Origin of the sequence: Microcoleus vaginatus PCC 9802 (assembly GCA_022701275.1) — a bacterium.
GTDB lineage: Bacteria > Cyanobacteriota > Cyanobacteriia > Cyanobacteriales > Microcoleaceae > Microcoleus > Microcoleus vaginatus_A.
Genome location: CP031740.1, coordinates 4,505,811 through 4,525,235, shown reverse-complemented (window position 1 = coordinate 4,525,235; position 19,425 = coordinate 4,505,811). Strand labels below are relative to the sequence as shown.

General features: G+C 45.5%; 15 protein-coding genes and 2 pseudogenes. 9 read left to right on the top strand and 8 right to left on the bottom strand.

The genetic code is table 11. The annotated features are described in order from the left end of the window. Positions 1–64: 64 nt before the first annotated feature. Positions 65–2,344: a hypothetical protein gene (locus tag D0A34_18390; protein ID UNU22361.1), complete on the top strand. Its 2,280-nt coding sequence runs from the start codon at positions 65–67 to the stop codon at positions 2,342–2,344. A 15-nt stretch (positions 2,345–2,359) separates the two neighbouring features. Then, positions 2,360–3,250, top strand: a complete 891-nt coding sequence (locus D0A34_18385) for a glycosyltransferase (protein UNU20587.1) — start codon at positions 2,360–2,362, stop codon at positions 3,248–3,250. A gap of 304 nt (positions 3,251–3,554) precedes the next feature. On the opposite strand, the gene D0A34_18380 is transcribed toward D0A34_18385, so the two are convergent. Continuing rightward, complete coding sequence (locus D0A34_18380) at positions 3,555–4,352, bottom strand: DUF4339 domain-containing protein (GenBank protein ID UNU20586.1); 798 nt, start codon at positions 4,350–4,352, stop codon at positions 3,555–3,557. Positions 4,353–4,439: 87 nt separating this feature from the next. Then, positions 4,440–5,153: a riboflavin synthase gene (gene ribE, locus D0A34_18375; GenBank protein UNU20585.1), complete on the bottom strand. Its 714-nt coding sequence runs from the start codon at positions 5,151–5,153 to the stop codon at positions 4,440–4,442. Positions 5,154–5,381: 228 nt separating this feature from the next. Between ribE and D0A34_18370 the strand changes: the two genes are divergently transcribed. The 4 genes from D0A34_18370 (at position 5,382) to D0A34_18355 (ending at position 11,632) form a co-directional block, all read left to right on the top strand. After that, positions 5,382–5,888: a bifunctional nuclease family protein gene (locus D0A34_18370; GenBank protein UNU20584.1), complete on the top strand. Its 507-nt coding sequence runs from the start codon at positions 5,382–5,384 to the stop codon at positions 5,886–5,888. 5 nt (positions 5,889–5,893) lie between these two features. Beyond that, the gene (locus D0A34_18365; GenBank protein UNU20583.1) at positions 5,894–7,024 is read left to right on the top strand and encodes an aldo/keto reductase; all 1,131 of its coding nucleotides are present in this window, start codon (positions 5,894–5,896) and stop codon (positions 7,022–7,024) included. A gap of 628 nt (positions 7,025–7,652) precedes the next feature. Next, positions 7,653–10,892, top strand: a complete 3,240-nt coding sequence (locus D0A34_18360) for a PAS domain-containing sensor histidine kinase (GenBank protein ID UNU20582.1) — start codon at positions 7,653–7,655, stop codon at positions 10,890–10,892. Between the two features lie 296 nt (positions 10,893–11,188). Continuing rightward, positions 11,189–11,632 (top strand): hypothetical protein, encoded by a 444-nt coding sequence (locus D0A34_18355; GenBank protein ID UNU22360.1) that lies wholly within the window; start codon positions 11,189–11,191, stop codon positions 11,630–11,632. 67 nt (positions 11,633–11,699) lie between these two features. On the opposite strand, the gene D0A34_18350 is transcribed toward D0A34_18355, so the two are convergent. Together D0A34_18350 and D0A34_18345 are read right to left on the bottom strand one after the other, a co-directional pair. Further along, positions 11,700–12,809: an extracellular solute-binding protein gene (locus D0A34_18350; GenBank protein ID UNU20581.1), complete on the bottom strand. Its 1,110-nt coding sequence runs from the start codon at positions 12,807–12,809 to the stop codon at positions 11,700–11,702. Beyond that, positions 12,806–12,946: pseudogene (locus tag D0A34_18345) on the bottom strand (phycobiliprotein lyase). The gene D0A34_18350 and the pseudogene D0A34_18345 overlap by 4 nt, the downstream one beginning before the upstream one ends. 644 nt (positions 12,947–13,590) lie before the next feature. On the opposite strand from D0A34_18345, the gene D0A34_18340 reads away from it, so the two are divergent. After that, on the top strand, positions 13,591–13,989 hold the full coding sequence (locus D0A34_18340) for a hypothetical protein (protein ID UNU22359.1): 399 nt from the start codon (positions 13,591–13,593) through the stop codon (positions 13,987–13,989). Positions 13,990–14,377: 388 nt separating this feature from the next. Here the strand turns inward: D0A34_18340 and D0A34_18335 are convergent, their stop codons facing one another. From D0A34_18335 to D0A34_18325, 3 genes are all read right to left on the bottom strand, one after another. Beyond that, positions 14,378–15,484 (bottom strand): TIGR00303 family protein, encoded by a 1,107-nt coding sequence (locus D0A34_18335; protein UNU20580.1) that lies wholly within the window; start codon positions 15,482–15,484, stop codon positions 14,378–14,380. Positions 15,485–15,676: 192 nt separating this feature from the next. Continuing rightward, positions 15,677–15,883: a hypothetical protein gene (locus D0A34_18330; protein UNU20579.1), complete on the bottom strand. Its 207-nt coding sequence runs from the start codon at positions 15,881–15,883 to the stop codon at positions 15,677–15,679. A gap of 378 nt (positions 15,884–16,261) precedes the next feature. Next, positions 16,262–16,654, bottom strand: a complete 393-nt coding sequence (locus D0A34_18325; GenBank protein ID UNU20578.1) for a transporter — start codon at positions 16,652–16,654, stop codon at positions 16,262–16,264. Positions 16,655–16,814: 160 nt separating this feature from the next. Between D0A34_18325 and D0A34_18320 the strand changes: the two genes are divergently transcribed. Then, positions 16,815–17,993, top strand: coding sequence for a glycosyltransferase family 2 protein (locus D0A34_18320; GenBank protein ID UNU20577.1), 1,179 nt, complete (start codon positions 16,815–16,817; stop codon positions 17,991–17,993). 130 nt (positions 17,994–18,123) lie between these two features. Next, positions 18,124–18,796: pseudogene (locus tag D0A34_18315) on the top strand (class I SAM-dependent methyltransferase). Positions 18,797–18,803: 7 nt separating this feature from the next. On the opposite strand, the gene D0A34_18310 reads toward D0A34_18315, so the two are convergent. Then, positions 18,804–19,394 carry a hypothetical protein gene (locus D0A34_18310; protein ID UNU20576.1) on the bottom strand — a complete coding sequence of 197 codons (591 nt, stop codon included), beginning with the start codon at positions 19,392–19,394 and terminating at the stop codon, positions 18,804–18,806. Positions 19,395–19,425 lie beyond the last annotated feature (31 nt).

Sequence of the window (19,425 nt, the reverse complement as noted above, 5' to 3'; positions counted from 1 at the left end):
TCCTCGTTACCTGGCTCTTTCGGGTAACGAGGAAAAAGTGATAAAAAATGGTAACTTGCAGCTTATGCTAATAGCGCAGCATTTGTGGGAATTAATTTTATTTCTGATTATTATAGTCGGCCCGATTCCCTTAAGCTTGTCTCTTGCCTTCGAGAATCAGAAAGAAAACAATAACTATTCATTTCCCCATTTTCTCCTCGTACTTCTGACGGGATGGAGCATTGTACAAGTTTGTATCGGCTTGATTCTAGGAAGTGCCGATCGACTAAATATTACTGCGGTGATGATAGCAGAAATTTTGATTTGTGCGATCGGCTTCATCCTGATTTATACAAAAAACCACAAAACTTTTACCTTCTCGCAGTGGCCGATTCCACAACTCAAGCAACCTTTGGGCCCCTCAGAATTCCTAATTATTGTTGCCACCGCTGTTGCAGGAGTTTTGCTGTTGGAAACTCTCGCAAGCAAACCCACAACCAATTATGATTCATTGTGGTTTCACCTACCTGCGATCGCCCGATGGTATCAAACCAATTCCTTTACATTATTAGATGCTGCGGGGAATTGGATTTTTGAACAAGAACAAGCCCGAGTATATCCCTACAATTGGCACGTTTTATCTGCTTTGTGTGTGCTTCCCTTCGCAGAAGATTTTCTAGCAGCTTTCCCCCTGCTAATTGCGTGGGTACTTGAGGGAATTGCAGTCTATCTCTTAAGCGTAAAATTTGGAGCAACGCGAATTCACGGTATGGCAGCAGCATCTTTAGTATTGACAGTACCGATGATGCTCAACCAAGTTAACACCATTCACCCAGACTTACCGCTAGCTGCAATATTTACAGTCGGTTTATATTTGGGTTTATCCTATCATAGCAGCAGATCGCAATCCGAACTTTCCCTATTTTTGGCAGCCACAGGAATGCTAGCCGGAATAAAAATCACGGGAATAGTCTATGCAGCCTCACTTTTAGGAGGATTAGCAATATTAGAACTTAAAAGATTCGCGGTTAATAAAAAATCTACACCAGCTAATTTTAGAATTCGCCACTTTCTCAAACCAGTGTTACTGTGCGGCATAGCTTGTTGCTTGCTTTTAGCAGGTTTTTGGTATGCGAGGAACTTGCTGCAAATCAATTATCCTATCGCCGAAGTCGGCGATATTAAAATTCCCTTAGAGCCTGTTCCCTTACCGTCTTCCATACCTGCACCAATACCTCCGGTACAGGAGCCGCCCGCTTCGCCACTTCTAAAGATTTGGCAAAGCACTTTAGCAGCTCAATTTAATCCCAGCAATATTTCCCACTGGCAAACTGTCGGCTTACAAATTCTCATTAGATTGCAACTGCCCTTTCTGGCGATCGCGCTTCAGGTATTGGCAGCGCCTCTGGCTTTTATCCAAGGTAAAACCAGAAGAATTAATCAAAATAATATTATTTTAATTATACTTCTCGCCAGCACAGGAATTCTGTATCTAATTACACCTTACACCTCCGGTACTGTCGGAGACTCGATCGGTAAACTCAGCCCTATACTCGGTTTTAACCTCAGATACGGATTTCCCTTTTTAAGCGTACTCGCCATCGCCGCAGCAGCTACAGCAACTCTCTTGAAAACTCAAAATCAAGTTGTTCTGGCAGTGGTTTTGGTTAGTGGTTTGTTCGGAATTACTAGCAACACAATTTTTGATTATATTAAAAATGCTTCTTTCACCGGACATAGTATTGTTTGGGGGAGTTTGTTGATTGACAATTTTAAGTCTAACCCAGTAGAAACTATTAATACTATCGGAAAAATTTTAGCCCCCAGTTGGCAAGATATATTACCAGCTCCGATATTTTATATTGTGTCAGTGACGCTGGCGGCGATATTGTGGAAAATCAATCCTGGCTTCGGATGGCTGAATTATCTATTTCCCACTCGAAAAAAATCAATTTATATAGTGATAATTGGTGTGTGTATAGGATTGATAGTAATTGGTCATTGGAGGGAAAAGCGAGATTTTGCACGCACAGAACTGTATCGTGGTATTTACGAATATATTGATAAAAATACAGCACCCGATGAAAGAATAGGCTTCTTTTTAAGTTCGCGCAGCTACCTGTTTTACGGGAGAAATTTGGACAGACAAGTTTTATATGTGCCGTTTAAAGCCGAGCGACTTTCGGCATGGATTGACAACCTGCGGCAAAATAAAATTAGGACTGTGGGATTCGGGCCCCTGACTGAGACAAACGCAGCTACCAGAAAAGCTTTATCTTGGCTGACAAGTGCCCAGGGCCCGCTGCAACCAGTTTTCGGTAAAGATTTTAATACTGAGTCGGTGCTATATCGCTTGAAAAATTAAAAGTTATTAGTTACCATGAACCAAGCTAAAACTCTATTTTCAATTATTGTTCCGACCTACAATCGACCCGATAAATTAGCGGCGTGTCTTCAGTCTTTTGTTGAAATTGAATATCCGCGCGATAAATTTCAAGTTATAGTGGTCAACGATAGCACCGAAATTTCTGTAGAAAATACAATTTCGCCTTTTCAAAATCAGCTAAATATCACACTTCTGACACAACCCAACTCCGGCCCTGCAACGGCGCGGAATACTGGATCTTTTGCCGCAGAAGGCAAATTTTTAGTGTTTACAGACGATGACTGTACTGTGGGGGTAGATTGGCTGCAAAATCTGGAAAAGCGATTTGTGGAAACACCAGATTGCTTAATCGGAGGTCGAACTGTAAACGCGCTGCCGGATAACATTTATTCTACTGCCAGCCAGCAACTGATCGATTACCTTTACAGTTACTATAATGCTATTGGCGATCGCGCGCAATTTTTCACTTCTAACAATTTTGCTCTTCCCGCTGAGGCTTTCCAAAAAATCGGCGGCTTTGATACGACTTTTTCTCTAGCGGCTGGAGAAGACCGGGAATTTTGCGATCGGTGGTTGCATTCGGGCAATGCCGCAATTTACGCTCCCGAAGTTATAGTTTATCACTCACACGCACTAACTCTTCGCAAATTTTGGAAACAGCAATTCAATTATGGTAGAGGTGCTTTTTTGTTTCAGCAAATTATCTCGAAACGCGGGGCTAATGGGAAACTACAACATCCGTCATTTTATCTGAATTTGCTAACTTATCCATTTTTCCACGCACCGGGCTTTCAAAAGCTATTAATTGCTGCATTGTTTTTAGTTTCTCAGGCAGGAATTGCTGCGGGATTGTTTTGGGAGAAAAACAATTTTGTTGAGGAATAGATTTTTATTAATGAACCGCAGAGAGCGCAGAGAGCGCAGAGAGAGAATTAAGAGTTAGTAGGTGCGTCAGCTTTGAGCCGTCAATTATTGATAAAATAATTCGCGGATTACGCACCCTACAATTACAAGTTTATTCTTTAGACCTATTGCAAAAAAAATATGTGTTATTCTTAAAAGTTTGCTCAAGTTTAGGTCAAACTTTGAATTATTGGGTTGATTGGCATCTCCTTAAACTTGCCCAGCCTGCTAGATTATAAGATTGGCTAAACTTTCGATAATAGCACAAAAATATTTTGCAAGAGGTCTATTGTTGTGTAAGATATTTGGTCAGTTCTGAAACTTCACCAGCGCGTTGCCAGTCACCCTCTCCTCGCCTAACTTTTGTGCGATCTGTAATTTTCTGAACTTCCCACAGTTGCAATGCGGTATACGGGCCCTCGGCTTTACCCGATCGGAACACGTACCAGTCAGCAACTTCGGGAGTCGCTTGTCTCACAGGTCGCATCCGAGTTGCTCCAGCGTCAGCCCTGAGTTGATTGAGTTCTTGTTCTATTGGATTTGCAGCAGGTGCGGTGGAATTCTGCGATCGCTTTTCTTGCTTAGCCGCCCGTCGCTGACGCGCCCAAAGATCATATTGATAGAGGTAAGCGGTGGCAACAGGCAAACAGGAGAGGGCGATTGTTAATTTCCACATTGAAGATTCTCGATCGGAAGGGGCGGCAATAATAAGTGCACCAACGAATAGCGAGAAGAAGAAGCCGAAGAACAGAACCACGAAGGCATTTAACCCTTCTCTCCAGTGCCGCCAAGTTCCCGAACACCGCTTGCTGGTAAGCCATTGATGGATGCGATCGTAGTTCGGGACTTGACTCGGTAAACCTATGATAGCTGCTTCGATCGTTGTGGCACTCAGGTAGTGAAGGAATGTAAACAGGAATGGCTGCACCAGCCAAGCAACCGTCAGCAAGATGAAAAAATCACCGGTGTTACTAACTTCTGGGATGCCACTGATTACAAAAAAGCCGAAGCTCCTGGAAAGAACGAAACCCCTTAACCATGAGATAGGATAAGGAAACCACGCGGGCCATGATGGAATTTTCATGAGCTTGCAATTAGGAGTTCGTTTGTTTAGTAGCGGTTTCAACCGCCGACTTTTATCTTAGCAATGTGCGCCGCGCGCACCCGAAGATTAAATAAATCCGTGTTCTGCTAAGAATTCTGGTGTAATTGTTCCCAAACTGTTGATTGTGGGGGTTTCTTCCCACGGTTCGGGATGGGATTTTGAGCCGCTGCGGAGAAATTTGGCGACATATTTGCCCAGAATATCTGCTTCTAAGTTTACTAAACTTCCTGGTTGTAAATAGCTGAGGTTTGTCTCACCAAAACTGTGGGGAATGACAGCAACTTCAAACCAATTGCCGTCAGCATCGCAATCTGCCACGGTTAAGCTGATGCCATTGACGGCGATACTGCCCTTGGAAACGATGTAAGGTGCGATTTGACGTTGCCATCCCGAATTTGCTGCTGGTGGGGCAGTAAACCGCATCTCCCAAGCGTTGGCGGTTTGGGTTGATGTGGCTAAAGTGCCGATCGCATCTACGTGCCCCGTCACAAAATGTCCCCCCAATTTGCTACCGGCGCGCAGGGAGGTTTCTAGGTTCACCAAAGCATCGGGGAATGATCCCAGAGTAGTGCGGCGGAGGGTTTCTGGGGAAGCGACGGCGACAAAACCTTGCTGCAGAACTTCCACTACCGTTAAACAGACTCCATCCACGGCTACGCTGTCCCCAATGGCTAAATCTTGTAAAATCGGGTAGGAGTTGTTTGATGTGCAGGAAATTTGGAAATAATCGTTGCCTAGCGACTTCAGCTTTCCCCGAGATTGAATTAGTCCTGTAAACATAAGTATTTTTCCGTAGTCGATCGCTTATTTACATCAAACCATAGGGACAAACCAGAGACAGGAGGTTTTGCCGTCCCCCTGTCCCCCGGAGTCAATCTAAAATCTAAAATCGACAGTCCCATATCTGTTGCAGATTCAGGCGAAGATCAAGTCATACTGGATTTAGGTGATCTTTATGTCCAAGTTCTCTACTGCCTTACAGTTTCTTAATTCTATGAGGCCGATCGAATGATTGAAATGAAAGTCGCTGGAATTGCCTTAGATGCAGCCACGCGCAGTCCTATTGTCCTATTGAGAGACGCTACTGAGCGACGGGCTTTGCCTATTTATATCGGTCAGGAGCAAGCAAAGGCTATTATTAGCGCGATCGAAGGCCACAAGCCTCCTCGGCCCTTAACTCACGATCTGATGGTCAATTTTTTAGAGGCATGGAGTCTTACCTTGGAGCGCATAGTTATTCACTCGCTGCAAGATAACACGTTCTATGCCGTCCTGATCGTCCGTCAGGGAGAAGTTAAAAAAGAGATCGATGCCCGACCTAGCGACGCGATCGCCCTAGCCCTGCGAACGAACTGCCCCATCTGGGTGATGGAAGAAGTCGTCGCCGATGCTTCGATACCGGTCGATCGAGATGCTGATGAGGCCGAACGCCGGGCCTTCCGGGAATTTATCTCAAACCTGCGTCCAGAGGATTTGATTAAGAGAAGCGGCTTCAGCCCGGGCGAAACTTCCTAACCTTTATGCGCTATCGACGGTTTGGCAAAACGGAGTTGCACCTGTCGGTATTTTCCTTGGGAACCATGCGCTATTTGGCTTCTGAGGAAACTGCCTGTCAGACTGTACAACAGGCGGTGTCTCAGGGAATCAATCACCTGGAAACTGCGGCTGGTTACGGTTGCAGCGAGGAATATCTTGGCGCGGCCCTTTCGGCTGGTTTGTCTGTCGATCGATCGCGCCTTCACGTCACTACAAAAATTTCCCCAACCGAGGATGCAGCAGCAATGGAACGCTGCATCGACGCATCCCTCAAACGCCTGAATATAGACTATATCGATTGTCTGGCAATTCACGGTTTGAATACTTGGGAACATTTGGCTTGGGTGCGATCGCCCACAGGCTGCATGGAATCTGTACGCAAAGCCCTGGCTGATGGTCGCATTCGGCACGTCGGCTTTTCGACTCACGGGCCTTTGGATCTGATTTTGGCTGCAATCAATACAGATTTGTTTGAATTTGTCAATCTGCATTATTACTATTTTTTTCAGCGCAACGCCCCGGCAATTGAACTCGCCAAGCACAAAGACATGGGCGTTTTCATCATTTCCCCAGCCGATAAAGGAGGGCAACTCTACACGCCTCCGGAAACTCTCGCACAATTGTGCTCGCCTTTCTCGCCTTTAGAGTTGAACTATCGATTTTTACTCAGCGATACTAGGATTGGGACTCTGAGTGTGGGGGCTGCAAATGCGACCGAATTAGAGCAACCTCTGAAATATGCCGATCGCGACTTTCCCCTCACCCACGCCGAAATCGCTGCGTTCGATCGGCTAGAATCGGTTATTGCAGCCACTTTGAAAACCGACAAATGCAGCCAGTGCTATGCCTGTTTGCCTTGCCCGGAGAACATCAACATTCCCGAAGTATTGCGACTTCGCAATCTCGCCGTCGGGTGCGACATGACTGACTTTGGCAAATACCGCTACGCCATGTTTGAAAATGCCGGACACTGGTTTCCCGGCAGCAAAGGCAACCGCTGCACCGATTGTGGCGAATGTTTGCCCCGGTGTCCCGAAGAGTTAGACATCCCCAGCCTGCTCAAAGATACTCACCAGCGACTGGGTGGCAAAGCAGGCAGGCGGTTGTGGGATTGAAAAAAGGTCAAGCAGGGAAAAGGCGATCGAGCGTATCTAAGTGTTGCAATAATTACGTTAAACTTTGGTTTAAGTGAATTTACGATACAGTCGATCGAAAAACTACTTAGCTTGCGGACTGTCTGCAGGCATTGGTGTCCACTTAACGTCTTATGTTGTACCAATCTACTGTTTGAGTTCATAGTCTTCCCGATCCCCCCTAACCCCCCAGGGACAAGAGCGTCAAAGTCCCCCTTCTTAAGGGGGATTTACGGGGAGCGAGACTCGGCTATAAACGAGAGATACAAATGGTTTTAGTCTGAAGTTGACACCCATGTCCCCTGTCTGCTCGCAACAAACTTTAAATAGGAGCCGACAGTATATGGAAAAACAACTAAATAAGACAATCTGATTGAACACCGAGAAATTGATTTATTTAAAAATATCCCAGTCATTTTCTTGCTTTATTGCCCCCGGCGAGAGCTAACAATTTTATGATGAGTGATTAAGCGAACTCGATATAAAATATAAAATCGTTCGGCTGAGCGCTCACGCCGAAGTCTAAAATCTAAAATCTCAAATCTCACATTGATTCCCTTCCCGATTAATTGATGGCCTGTCATCTACAACCGATCCCGTATTTACTACTATGGCTCCTACTCAGTTAAACGACAGCCAGCCAAATTGTCTGCAGCAAACTAAAGTGGCGACTTCCGAAAGAAGATTGAAAGCAGCTTTCAAGCCGTGTACCTACAACTTATCTGTTACCAGAAAACAGCTAATCGGACTGCTGACTTTACAAACAATCTTGCCCGTCGGACTAACGGCAGCAGCACTTTGGCTAACATCGGCAGTTGGAAGCAATCAACTGCAAAATCAAGCTAAATCCGAACTGAGCCTTAGTGAAATTAACTACAATCTCCAACTCGATCGCGCCGCCGACCGTTTGCAAAACTCTTCTGACAGCAAAACGATCGTCCAAACAGCCTTAGCTTACAACAGCGGTAAACAAACAACATCAGATTTGCGAAAATCAGTCAAGCAAATTTTGGAAAATCAAGTCAAAACAGGGGAAATAGACAGCGCGGCCTTAGTGGGAAAAAACAGGCAGATTGTGGTTAGCGTCAACTCCAAACAGAAGGGAAAAAGTTTTAACCTGCAAAAAATAGTCGATCGAGCATTCGCTGCAAAAGAGCCAATTACGGCTACCGAAATCATTGCCAAATCAGAAGTTCAGGAACAATTGGGCTCTTTGCCGCCCGGAAAGGGCGATCGCCCTGTTCTCGTCCGCTACGCAGCAATTCCCATAAAAGATCCAAAAACTCAGACAGTGATTGCTGCCTTAGTATTAGGAAAAATTGTTAGCAAAACGTCGGTAGTTGCTAGCAGCAAAGCCCTCAATTTACAAGACGGGGGATATCAGGCTATCTACGCACCGCTGGCTGACGGCAAATTTGTTTTGGCTTCGCAAACATTTACAAAAAACCAACAGTTACCAGACTTGCTGGTCGAGAAATCGCTGCTGAAATCTGCACTCGCCGCCGGCGGCAAACCAGTCGCCGGAAACGTACAAACAGGCAGTCAAACTTATGCAGTAGCTGCCAAATCCCTTGGCAATTTAGCGGGAAAACCCGCAGCAATTTTAGTGCGATTCATCCCCAAAACCTCGATCGAAACTTGGTGGGTCAATAACTGGCTGCTGGCACTGTCTGCGGCTGCCGTTGTCCCCTTCGCCTTGGCAGTTGCAGTCACCCGCCGGATTGCCAAACCCACAAACTCAGATTTATCAACAGCAGACGGGAATTGGGCATCTAACTCCACCGCCGAACCGCAGCAGCGACCCCGGAAGTTTGATCGAATTTATGACAATTTAAATTTCGGCGAATTCCCCGATTTATTCCCTAAAAAATCGAGTTTAGATGGTCAAGTAGCAGTCGATTTTCGATATAAAAAAATTGCGGGCGATCCTCTTCGATCACTTCGCCAACGCTCGATCGCAAATCCCCACATCCCGCTCGCTTTCCAACCCCTAGAATTGCCAGAAAACTCCGTCTCAAACCACTCGCGGCAGGTAAATACACAACTAGAAAAAAGCGCGATCGCCTTAAATCTAGTCCAGGAAGCTTGGCAAGACTTAAATCGCCTCAACTTGGAATTGCAGCCAGAAATACTCGATCGCCAAAACACTCAAAAAGCCCTGCGAAAGAGCGAAGCACTGCTGCAAGCGATTTTAGACAACTCAACAGCAGTAATTTACATCAAAGATGTTCACGGAAAATACCTGCTCACCAACCGCCATTTTGACAATTTGTTCGACATCGCAAAAGAGCAAATAACAGGGAAAACCGACCGCGATATTTTTCCCCCAGACAAAGCAGCAGCCTTGCGAGAAAATGACCTGAAAGTTCTCGAATCCTCCTCGCCCCTAACCATCGAAGAAATCATTCCTCAAGACGACGGCCCGCACACTTATATTTCTCTGAAATTTCCCCTCTGCAACTCCGAAGGTAAAGCTTATGCAGTCGGTACAATTTCTACAGATGTGAGCGATCGCAAACTTGCCGAACTCACCCTAGAAAAAGCCAAAGCAGAACTAGAAATAGAAGTCGAACAGCGCACCCTATTCCTCAAACAAGCCAACGAACTCTTGCGGTTTGAACTCGCCGCCAGAGTCCGCGGCGCCATCACAGTCAGACAAATGACCGCTCAGGTAGCCCGACACGCCAGAACAGTTGACGGCATTCTAGGTGCCTCCCTTGACCTAATTTTTCTAGTAGATCGATCGGGAAAATACACCTATGTCAGTCGCACCGCCGCTCAAGCGGCCGGCATGAACCCCAGAGAAATGATTGGCAAAACCTGGCAGGAATTAGGCTGGTCGCCAACAATTATGCAGCGGGTTCACCAAGAATGCCACGCCATATTTGTGACAGCCGAGCCCAAGAAAGGCGAAGTAATTGTCCCTACGGCAAACTGGGGAACCCGCGACTACGAGTACATTCTCAGTCCGGTTTGTGCGACAGACGGCAGCGTCGAAGCCGTAGTGGCGACACTGCGGGATATCACCGAACGCAAAGATGCGGAGGAAGCGTGGCAGTTGGCCAAAGAAGCAGCAGAACTCGCCAACCGCGCCAAGAGTGCTTTTCTGGCAAACATGAGCCACGAGTTACGCACTCCCCTCAACGCGATTATCGGCTACAGCGATATGCTGGTGGAAGATGCCGAAGAGTTAGGCAACTTAGAGGTAGTCTCGGATTTAGACAAAATTCGCACTGCTGGCAAACACTTGCTGCGCCTAATTGACGACATTCTCGACATTTCCAAAATTGAAGCTGACAAGATGGAGATTTACCTCGAAAGCTTCGATGTTGGAGGCTTAATCGAGGAGGTGGTAACAACTATCAAACCGCTAATGGATAAAAACGGCAATACTTTGGAAGTATTGAGTTCTGACAATATCGGCGCGATGCACGGCGATTTGATGAAAGTGCGGCAGGTAATGCTGAATTTGCTCAGCAATGCTGCTAAATTTTCTGCTAATGGGACGATCGTGGTTACTGTTGAAAGAATTACCAGTGAAGAATTAAAAAATAAATATCAACCGAGAGTTGCTCAAATGTTAATTTTGGATGCAGATTTTTTAATTTTCCGAGTGACGGACACGGGCATCGGCATGACACAAGAACAGCAAGAGCGACTGTTCCAACCTTTTACTCAAGCTGACAATTCAACTACTCGCAAGTACGGCGGTACGGGTTTGGGACTGACTATCAGCCAGCGTTTTTGTCAGATGATGGGCGGCGATATTGAAGTTACTAGCGAGTTAGATTGCGGTTCTACTTTTACTGCTTGTCTGCCTGCTTCATTGTTTAAGCGATCGGAATTTTAACATGACTGTAGAGGCGGGTTTTACCAACAATAAAAGCAAAAAAAAACAATCTAATAAACTTGCCACCACACAACAAAAAATCGCAATGTACATCTTTTCCATTTAATAAGATGTAAGGTTGATTTAGGTTATCTCCTATGCGGGGACTGGTTTTCTAGATGGCTAGTTTCCGACATGAATGGTTGGTAAAACCCGCACCAACAGAACATATAAAAAAAAAGCCAACAATAATTATGAAATACGATGTTTATCCCCGCAAGAATTGCATTTTGACAAAAAGTTTATTTTTGTTGCTTATGGCGGGTTCTTCGTGCTTCGGAGCCTTGCTGTGGGGACAATCTGCCGCATATTCCCAGCAGCCGAGCTGCCCGACTGGCAACGCTGCTAATTTCCCGCCGCCTCCGCTTTCGCAAACCGAAAAAAGTGTGCCGAGTCTGTGGTTAGCTCAAAAACTCTATGGCGGAAAATTGCTCGATCGCTGGTTTGTAGATCCCGGCAATACTTGGGTAATTATCATAGTCAACCGCCAACTTTGGAGTTTGCTCGATTATATGGAACGCTATCAGTTTGTTAACCGCTTTGGCACTGTCGCCAACGATTATGGTTACAATGTGCGAGTTTGCAACCGTCAAGGCACTGCTTTGGCAGTTTATTCGTGCAAGGGCGATCGGCTTAACTGTCGCATTGATTTAGAATCTCTCTCAAATCCGGGTATTCGAGGAAGGGTGAAAGGATTTTAGTATGGTGCGTCAGTCGCGAGTAATTTTCTGGATAATCGATCAATCAATATCTGACGCACTCTACATTTTAACTTCTCACTACTTGCCGAATTTCTTGCCAGAGCGAGCGATATTGGGCAATCCCCGCATCCCCAAACGGCAGCAGAAAGTCGCTAGCAGCAAGAATCTTCGCATCTGGCAACAACACAGAATTAGTGCGAACAGCTTCCGGCAAATCCTCGGGTTTCATGCCGATAATTATCGGCGAACTAGCCTTAGCCAGCAAAGATAATTGAGGAGCAACCCGAGGCTGCAAGCAAAAATCAATCCATTCTTCCACTAAAGAAACTGGATTGCCTGATGCTGGTTCTACCCACAAATCTGTCCAAAGTGCTGTTCCCGAAACTGGAATTACTAAAGCAATATCCTTTTGAGTTTGCAGCAGCGGCAACAAGTCCCCAGAGGAACCTACTGCCAACCAAGTATCGCCTAAAATTAATGGTTGTAGGTAAGCGTCAGAACTATAAAGTTTAACTTGTTGGTGCAGATTTTCGAGTTCTTTTTTAACATTTGGGACTTGATCTAATTGCTGCGTATTGTAAGATTTTCCGAGTTTTTTTAATGTTAAACCGATAACTTCTCTGGCACTGTCTGGCAGAGAAATTCGATCGCGTAATTCTGATCGCCACAAGTCTTTCCAATCTGTCGGAGTCCACCCCAAGGCCTTAAATTTGTCGGTTCGATAAGCAATTACCGTACTTCCCCAGCGGTAAGGTGCAGCCCACACTTTACCTTGAGGATCTAATTTACCCTCATCGTTGCGCCTGACGAGTTTTTGCCATCTTTCTGGCAATTGCGGCCAATTAGCAAACTTAGCAGGATCGATCGGCTTAATCAATTTTTGCCTAATTGCCAAAGTCAGCCAGTAATCTCCCAACATCACCAAGTTAGCTTGATTTTTTGATTGGGGAACCTGTTTCCACTCCTGCAACAGGGCGAATAATTCTTTTAATTGTCCTTCTTGCGTTACCTGCAAAAGCGGAGACGGTTGTACATCGCGGCTAAATTTGCTTACCAGTTGGGCCGGAATACCATTTTTGAGCGATCGAATTTTGAGAATGGGCTTCGACTCGCACCCTGCCGCCAATTGACTTAAAGTTAGGGTGGCGGCCCCCAATAGCAAAGACCTTCGTTTCACCTGTGAATCCGCTTTTCTAAATAGTGACCGATCGTTTTGTGTTCTACAGCCCGGGAAATAATTGTTTGTCGAGTCCGGTAGTTGGCGCCGATTTGTCTTATTTCTTCCTCAAACACAGAGCCATTGTACTCGGTTCTGCTGCGGTCTGAGTCTGTTGGACTCTTGCCCTGATTTTACCTTCTACCTAGTTGATCGAGCTTTCCGATGCCGAAAACTCTGTCAACTTAACGCCTAATTTCTCTGCTCCAAGTTCCTTTGAGCCAGTTTTGCTCGCCAGCCGGGTCGATCGACTGCATCTGTGTTACATTTTTTAATATAACGAAACAACGAGAGCGCTGCCATCTGCCGTTGGATGACGCTTTTTACACAACCGAAGTAAAAAATCCTTTTTAAATCGGCGACAGCTTAATAACTAAAAAAACTAAAAATCCATTCATCTGAATCCTGAAAGCACTGGCGAGAGCAAAGTCAATCTAATAGGACGCTCTGCGATCCGACTCTCAGAAACCCGACGTTTTAACTCTGATTGAAGGTTTGAACGAAGTATGGGGGTTAACGAACCTGGTTCCTGTGTCCCAGACTATGTAAAACCTAAAATCTACAATCTACAATCGACTCACGAATGGCGAGCGATTATCTTCAAGCTGGCTCCCTGAATCTACCGTCAGGATTGGGAACACAACAATTACGTCAAAAATTAAATAATTTAGTGATAAATCCAAGTTATGTAAAGATTTACCTACAATGTAAAGATATAAGTTACGAGCCAAAGGATGATTGTATGGAAGCGCTCCGCCAGCAAGTTACAGTATTGAGCCAACAAGTCGATGCCCTCTACAAACTCATAGAAAACCTCAATGAAAAGTTCTTGGAGTCTGCCAAGGACACGAAGCTGACCCAGCAACAGAGAAACGATCGCTCTGGAACCCTAGGAAATGACCAAACCTCGCCCTATCAAAGCTACAGCAGTCTCGACGGCCTCCTCGAACACAAAGACATACTGTTAGATGACAGCTACTTCGACAAGAATTCTCAAAGCTTGGAAAAAGAGCTGAGCGCAGAGATTCAAATCCAGCGCTTAACAGCTCAGCTAACAGCAGCTTACAATCGAATTGCCGCCTTGGAAGAACAGTTGCTCTCGAAAAGAATGCACTCGCAACATCTAGGCGGGCCTAATTAAATATTGCTAGCGGGGATCGGGTACTAATCAAAAAAAAATACAAGTTGTTTTGATTTATGCTCATCTACTTATAGATTCCTTGCATAGAGTTTTTTATCTCCCGCAATTAGCAGGGGGAATACTGCATCCAAGCCAGATATTGTGTAGGGAATTCTGTAAATCTGAGAGCAGAAATGCTACAGAAAGTGATATAATTATTCAGCGCAAACGACGCTGGGTGAGCAGCACAACCATGTTCGCAGCTCGATCAGCGCATCTGAATTTTTAATGTTTAATTCCTAAGATTCCTGGACGCACAGAAAACTAAAAACCCGGTTTGGGAGTGCATTCATCGCTGCAAAACCCCAATATTTTCAGTAAAAACCTGGTTTTTTGCCTCCAGGATTCTCTAATGTTTAATTTCACACCGCGAGGCTAAAGCTTCGACAGCTTGGAGGAGTTGAGGAGGAGTCCAATTTGCAGTCAGGCCACTGGCGATCGCACACGCTCCCGCACCGACACCTTCTTTAACATAGCCGCGATCGTAAGCTTGCAGTTGCCCGTAGCGAGATCCAGCAAAACTTAGCTGCGCGGCTAACAGAGGCACACCGCCGATATGATTAGCAAGTCCTACAGTGTCTCCTGTAGGGTCTTGGGCCACCCAGCGTGTAGTCCCCACCGTAACTTGTTTGGGACGCCATACCAGAGCATATTCCCTGGCTAAGGCTTGCATCAAAGCGTACACTGCCAGCATTTGCGTGCCCCCGGCCAGAAGCACCCCACAAGTCCGACTCGCGGCGATCGCCATTGCCGCGACCGCTATTTGCATCGGATCGCCCACCGCCGCTACCAATTCCAGGGGAGTGCTGTTTTGTCCGCCAATTTCCCACTCAGCATTATTGAGTCCCGCTGTCACCGCAGCCAATTTTTGAGCGTGATTGCAGCGAGGATGAGAACTATTAACTTTGCCCGCCGCTGCAATACCCAAACCCATTAACACGCCCAAAGCAGTAGTCGTTCCCCCAACTACGCACTCCCCTAAAATTAAATAGCTGCCATTAGTTTGAGCAGCCAATTTAGCTCCCCAAATTAATCCTTGTTCGAGCAAATGTTTGACTGTTTCGAGTTCTAAAGCATTCCCAGAAATCAGACACTTTGCCGGAGTGCCGCCCAAATCAATTGCAGGTACCGGAGGTGGGAGGGGCAAACCAGCATTAAATAGGTAAAGGGGAAGTTCCAAAGCTTCGACTACAGCGCGAGATATTAGTACCGGCGAGGCACCCGCTTCTAAGGGTGGCAAAGGATATTGGGGCGACGGTTGGGGGCCGTTATACAAAAATTCTGCATCGGCTAAACAAGTAAATTGTCGATCGTGCGGGGTTGCTCCTGCTGCTGAAATCCCCGGAATTAAGCCAGTAGCGGTAAATCCTAACACGCAGGCAAATATCGGTTTTCGTCCCCGATAGCGATCGAGCCACCGCTGACCCTGTTGGATTTTTGTATAAATATGAATCATAATTACTCATTAGTCATGGGAATTGGGAATTAATTATTGGTTATTTGTTATTGCTTATTTGTTTGTTTTTAGTTATTCGTTTGCCCCTTATCCCTTACCCCTTACCCCTTATATCAAGTCCGGTACTAGCGGACTTGATATGATTTGTCTTGTTTATGAGCCCCCACAACATTTGCAACGGCTCATTAAAGCTTAGATCCGACTGGTTTTTAGTTGTTGCTCCTGTGCACTTACGGCGATCGCCCTATCAATTTGGCTGCCATCCCGATGCCCTCTCAACAGAATCTTTATTGTATGCAACTTCCTGTAAAACTGGTAGAAATCGGTTAATCCGTAGTTGATTTGACTCCAACCGTAAATATTGACAATAATCAACCTGGTTAAATGAGATATTGACATATTTTCCTCGATAGTTCACTAATTATTTTAGCTCTCATCGCCCTCGTACTTAAAATTTTTATGGTGACGCAGGCGCGATCGTCTTTCACTCGCCGATCGCGATCTCTGTAAACTTCCGCGATCCTACTTATACTGTTTTAATTAAATCCTCACCAACTTGTGAGGCCATATTGTGTCAATTAGTAGCCTTCGTATTTGTGCAGGCACAAATATAGTGTACCTGTACAAATCCTGTCTAGAATTGCATTTTCTATATTTTTCAAAATATTGGCGCACAAGTTGTAGGTTCTTGGATCTATCTAATAACAGAACACTTAGACGCACCCTTTGAGTTAAGTTATCAATTTCGCACTCAAGCGTCAATGTCAAAAGTAATCGCTAACTGCCGCCAGGGGCACCCCCTGCTTGACCTCTGAGTACAAAAATTACTCCCGTCATAATTAGCGCCACACCTACCAACCGTAGTGGCGGCAACGGCTCGTTAAATACAATTTTGCCACCCAAAACAGTAAACAAGTAACTAATTGACAGTAAAGGCGAGACTATGCTAATGTTAGCGCGGGACAAAACTACGATAAAACCAATCGAAGAAATTGCGTACAGAGAAAGACCTGCTATTATCAAAGGCTGAGTAGCCATTGCTATAACTTTTTCTACTAAATTAGCAGCGCCGATCGGCCCTAAAATTTTAGCTCCAGCCTTCAGAGTAAATTGACCCAAGACGCTGCACAAAATGGCAGCAAGCAGAACCAGAAAAACGCCTCTATTCATGAGTTCACCCACATAATACTACAGCTCGAGAATGGCCCGCAAAAAACTCTCCTAAACCGCTTTGATTAAGTTTTATTGAGTTTTGTTCGACACCCATATTTTAAACATACATACTGGAAATGCAACTATTGTCGATCGCGAACAATAGTGAAATAAACATATGGCAGAAGAGACTAACGCAAGCGGGGAATACACTCTCGAATTATCGATACTCATGCCTTGCCTGAACGAGGCAGAAACTTTAGAAGTCTGCATAGAGAAGGCGCTGAAATCGCTGGGCGAACTTGATATTGCCGGTGAAGTCATCATAGCAGACAACGGCAGCACTGACGGTTCTCAAGATATCGCTACGAGAATGGGAGCCAGAGTCGTACCTGTGGCAGCCAAGGGCTACGGTAGCGCCCTGATGGGTGGCATAATCGCGGCGCGCGGAGTCTATATCATTATGGGCGATGCCGATGACAGCTACGACTTTTCTAACCTCGGCGCCTTTGTCGAAAAATTGCGCGGAGGGTGCGATTTAGTGATGGGAAACCGCTTTCAAGGGGGCATTAAACCGGGGGCAATGCCACCACTGCACAAATACTTAGGGAATCCGGTACTTACTTGGGTGGGGCAGTTATTCTTCTCCAGTCCAGCAGGCGACTTTCACTGCGGATTGCGGGGTTTCAGGAGAGACTCTATTTTGAAACTCGACTTGCAAACAACGGGGATGGAATTTGCCAGCGAAATGGTCGTTAAAGCCTCTCTGTACAAGTTGGGAATCACAGAAGTCCCAACCGTACTCTCTCCCGATGGCCGCAGCCGTCCGCCGCACCTGCGAACTTGGCGAGATGGCTGGCGGCACTTGCGATTTCTGCTGCTTTACAGTCCCCGATGGCTGTTCTTGTATCCGGGTGTTTTCCTGATGATTGTGGGTCTAATAGTGGGCATTTGGCTGTTGCCCGGTTCTCAAAATATCGGGAGTATCAGCTTTGACGTGCATACGCTGCTGTATGCTGCGATCGCAATTATCATCGGTTTTCAAGGAGTAACTTTCGCTTTCTTCACCAAAGTTTTTGCCATCAGTGAAAAACTGCTGCCCGAAGACCCGAAACTCAACACAATATTTCGCTATGTCACCCTAGAGACAGGATTGATTGTCGGAGTCACGCTGATATTAATCGGAATAGTTGGCTCGTTCTTGTCATTAACTATCTGGAAGGAAACAGCTTTCGGTTCTCTAGACCCTTCTAAAACTCTGCGTTTGGTTATTCCCTCGCTCACTTGCCTGACTGTCGGTTTGCAGATGGTTCTGTCCAGCTTTTTTCTCAGCGTGCTGAGCTTAAAGCGCAGATAAAACACTTAAAACTACACTTGTGTTACAAATTTCAGGAAAGATGATTTAAATTGCCCAAATGCTGTGTTAAATGGATCGCGAACAATCGGTCTTAAAGCAGGTGGTCAGTTCATCTCAAACCTAAAATTATATGACAGTAGCTGAAAACAACTCCAGCGAATATGTTGGCCCCAAGCTAGGCGGTTTCGCAACTAAAGTATCTTGGTACGCCCGTCAACAAATGTTCGATTTGCTTATGGCATTAGCCAATCCCAGCGCCGCCACAACCGTGTTGGATGTAGGAGTAACTTCCGACCGCCGGGAAGACTGCAATTTCTTTGAGAAACTTTATCCGCATAAGGACAAAATCACCGCAGTCGGTATGGAAGATGCTTCGTTTTTAGCGCAAGAATATCCGGGTTTAAAATATGTCCGTTCTGACGGTTTAGCCTTGCCATTTCCCGACAAAAGCTTTGATTTAGTCGTGAGTTTTGCCGTCATCGAACACGTTGGCAGTCGGGTTCAGCAAAAAGCTTTTGTTATGGAACTTTGCCGCGTCGGCAAAACTTGCTGCATCACAACTCCCAACCGCTGGTATCCCCTAGAATTCCACACCGCTGTTCCCCTCATACATTGGCTGCCCCCCCTCCTGGTTTCGAGCGTTGCTGAAATTGCTCCGTCAACACTTTTTTGCCCAAGAGGAAAATCTCAACCTTTTATCTGAGAAAGATGTGTTAAAGATGCTGCCAGCAGATGTTCACATTTCTACCAAACATTTCCGGCTTTTCGGTTTGATATCTAATCTGCTCTTTTATGTCGTCTAAATAGTTGCTACTTACCCTGAACTCCCAAATCCAGCACAAAATTTTCTCCGTCTGCATAAAGCTTCTTTCTCGTTTTTGCTAGTTGTTGCACGTTATCCCGAAAGTCGTGAGCAAGTTGTGATTGCAGTCTAAACCAAGATGACAATCCAGGCCGTGAAGTATCTACGTTTGGCGGATGATTGAGACTCCAAGACGAATAAGCTATGTATCGAATAGATTTTGAAACTAAATAGTTTGCTAAAGCTTCATCGCCTTTGAAGACAGGCATTCCGGGAGGCAAACTTGCTCCTCCGGGCCAGTCAGCTAAGAGAATTTGATTGCGTTTAAAATCGATGATAAAAGGTGCATCTAGCCTGGTTAACACTGTTTCTCCCTGGGGAATAGACTGTTGCAGCGCTGCATACTGCAACTTTTGCTTAGCTGAAACTAAAGATGGATTCGTTAGTCCGAATTTAATATTTTTCACATAAGCTGAATAAGTATTTTTAGTTAGATCCCAATCGTAGCTGATTCTAAGACCTGCACAAAAAACAGCGGCAATAAAAAAGTTAGGAATTGCGTTTTTATTTAACCCTCCTGTATCTGTCATGGCGATCATAATTAATATGATAATTGCCGGAAACAGGTGA

Excerpts from the sequence above, each read along its gene's own strand:
- D0A34_18390 (UNU22361.1), top strand. The coding sequence starts at position 65 with ATGCTAATAGCGCAGCATTTGTGGGAATTAATTTTATTTCTGATTATT.
- D0A34_18385 (UNU20587.1), top strand. The coding sequence starts at position 2,360 with ATGAACCAAGCTAAAACTCTATTTTCAATTATTGTTCCGACCTACAAT.
- D0A34_18380 (UNU20586.1), bottom strand. The coding sequence starts at position 4,352 with ATGAAAATTCCATCATGGCCCGCGTGGTTTCCTTATCCTATCTCATGG.
- ribE (UNU20585.1), bottom strand. The coding sequence starts at position 5,153 with ATGTTTACAGGACTAATTCAATCTCGGGGAAAGCTGAAGTCGCTAGGC.
- D0A34_18370 (UNU20584.1), top strand. The coding sequence starts at position 5,382 with ATGATTGAAATGAAAGTCGCTGGAATTGCCTTAGATGCAGCCACGCGC.
- D0A34_18365 (UNU20583.1), top strand. The coding sequence starts at position 5,894 with ATGCGCTATCGACGGTTTGGCAAAACGGAGTTGCACCTGTCGGTATTT.
- D0A34_18360 (UNU20582.1), top strand. The coding sequence starts at position 7,653 with ATGGCTCCTACTCAGTTAAACGACAGCCAGCCAAATTGTCTGCAGCAA.
- D0A34_18355 (UNU22360.1), top strand. The coding sequence starts at position 11,189 with ATGGCGGGTTCTTCGTGCTTCGGAGCCTTGCTGTGGGGACAATCTGCC.
- D0A34_18340 (UNU22359.1), top strand. The coding sequence starts at position 13,591 with ATGGAAGCGCTCCGCCAGCAAGTTACAGTATTGAGCCAACAAGTCGAT.
- D0A34_18335 (UNU20580.1), bottom strand. The coding sequence starts at position 15,484 with ATGATTCATATTTATACAAAAATCCAACAGGGTCAGCGGTGGCTCGAT.
- D0A34_18330 (UNU20579.1), bottom strand. The coding sequence starts at position 15,883 with ATGTCAATATCTCATTTAACCAGGTTGATTATTGTCAATATTTACGGT.
- D0A34_18325 (UNU20578.1), bottom strand. The coding sequence starts at position 16,654 with ATGAATAGAGGCGTTTTTCTGGTTCTGCTTGCTGCCATTTTGTGCAGC.
- D0A34_18320 (UNU20577.1), top strand. The coding sequence starts at position 16,815 with ATGGCAGAAGAGACTAACGCAAGCGGGGAATACACTCTCGAATTATCG.
- D0A34_18310 (UNU20576.1), bottom strand. The coding sequence starts at position 19,394 with ATGATCGCCATGACAGATACAGGAGGGTTAAATAAAAACGCAATTCCT.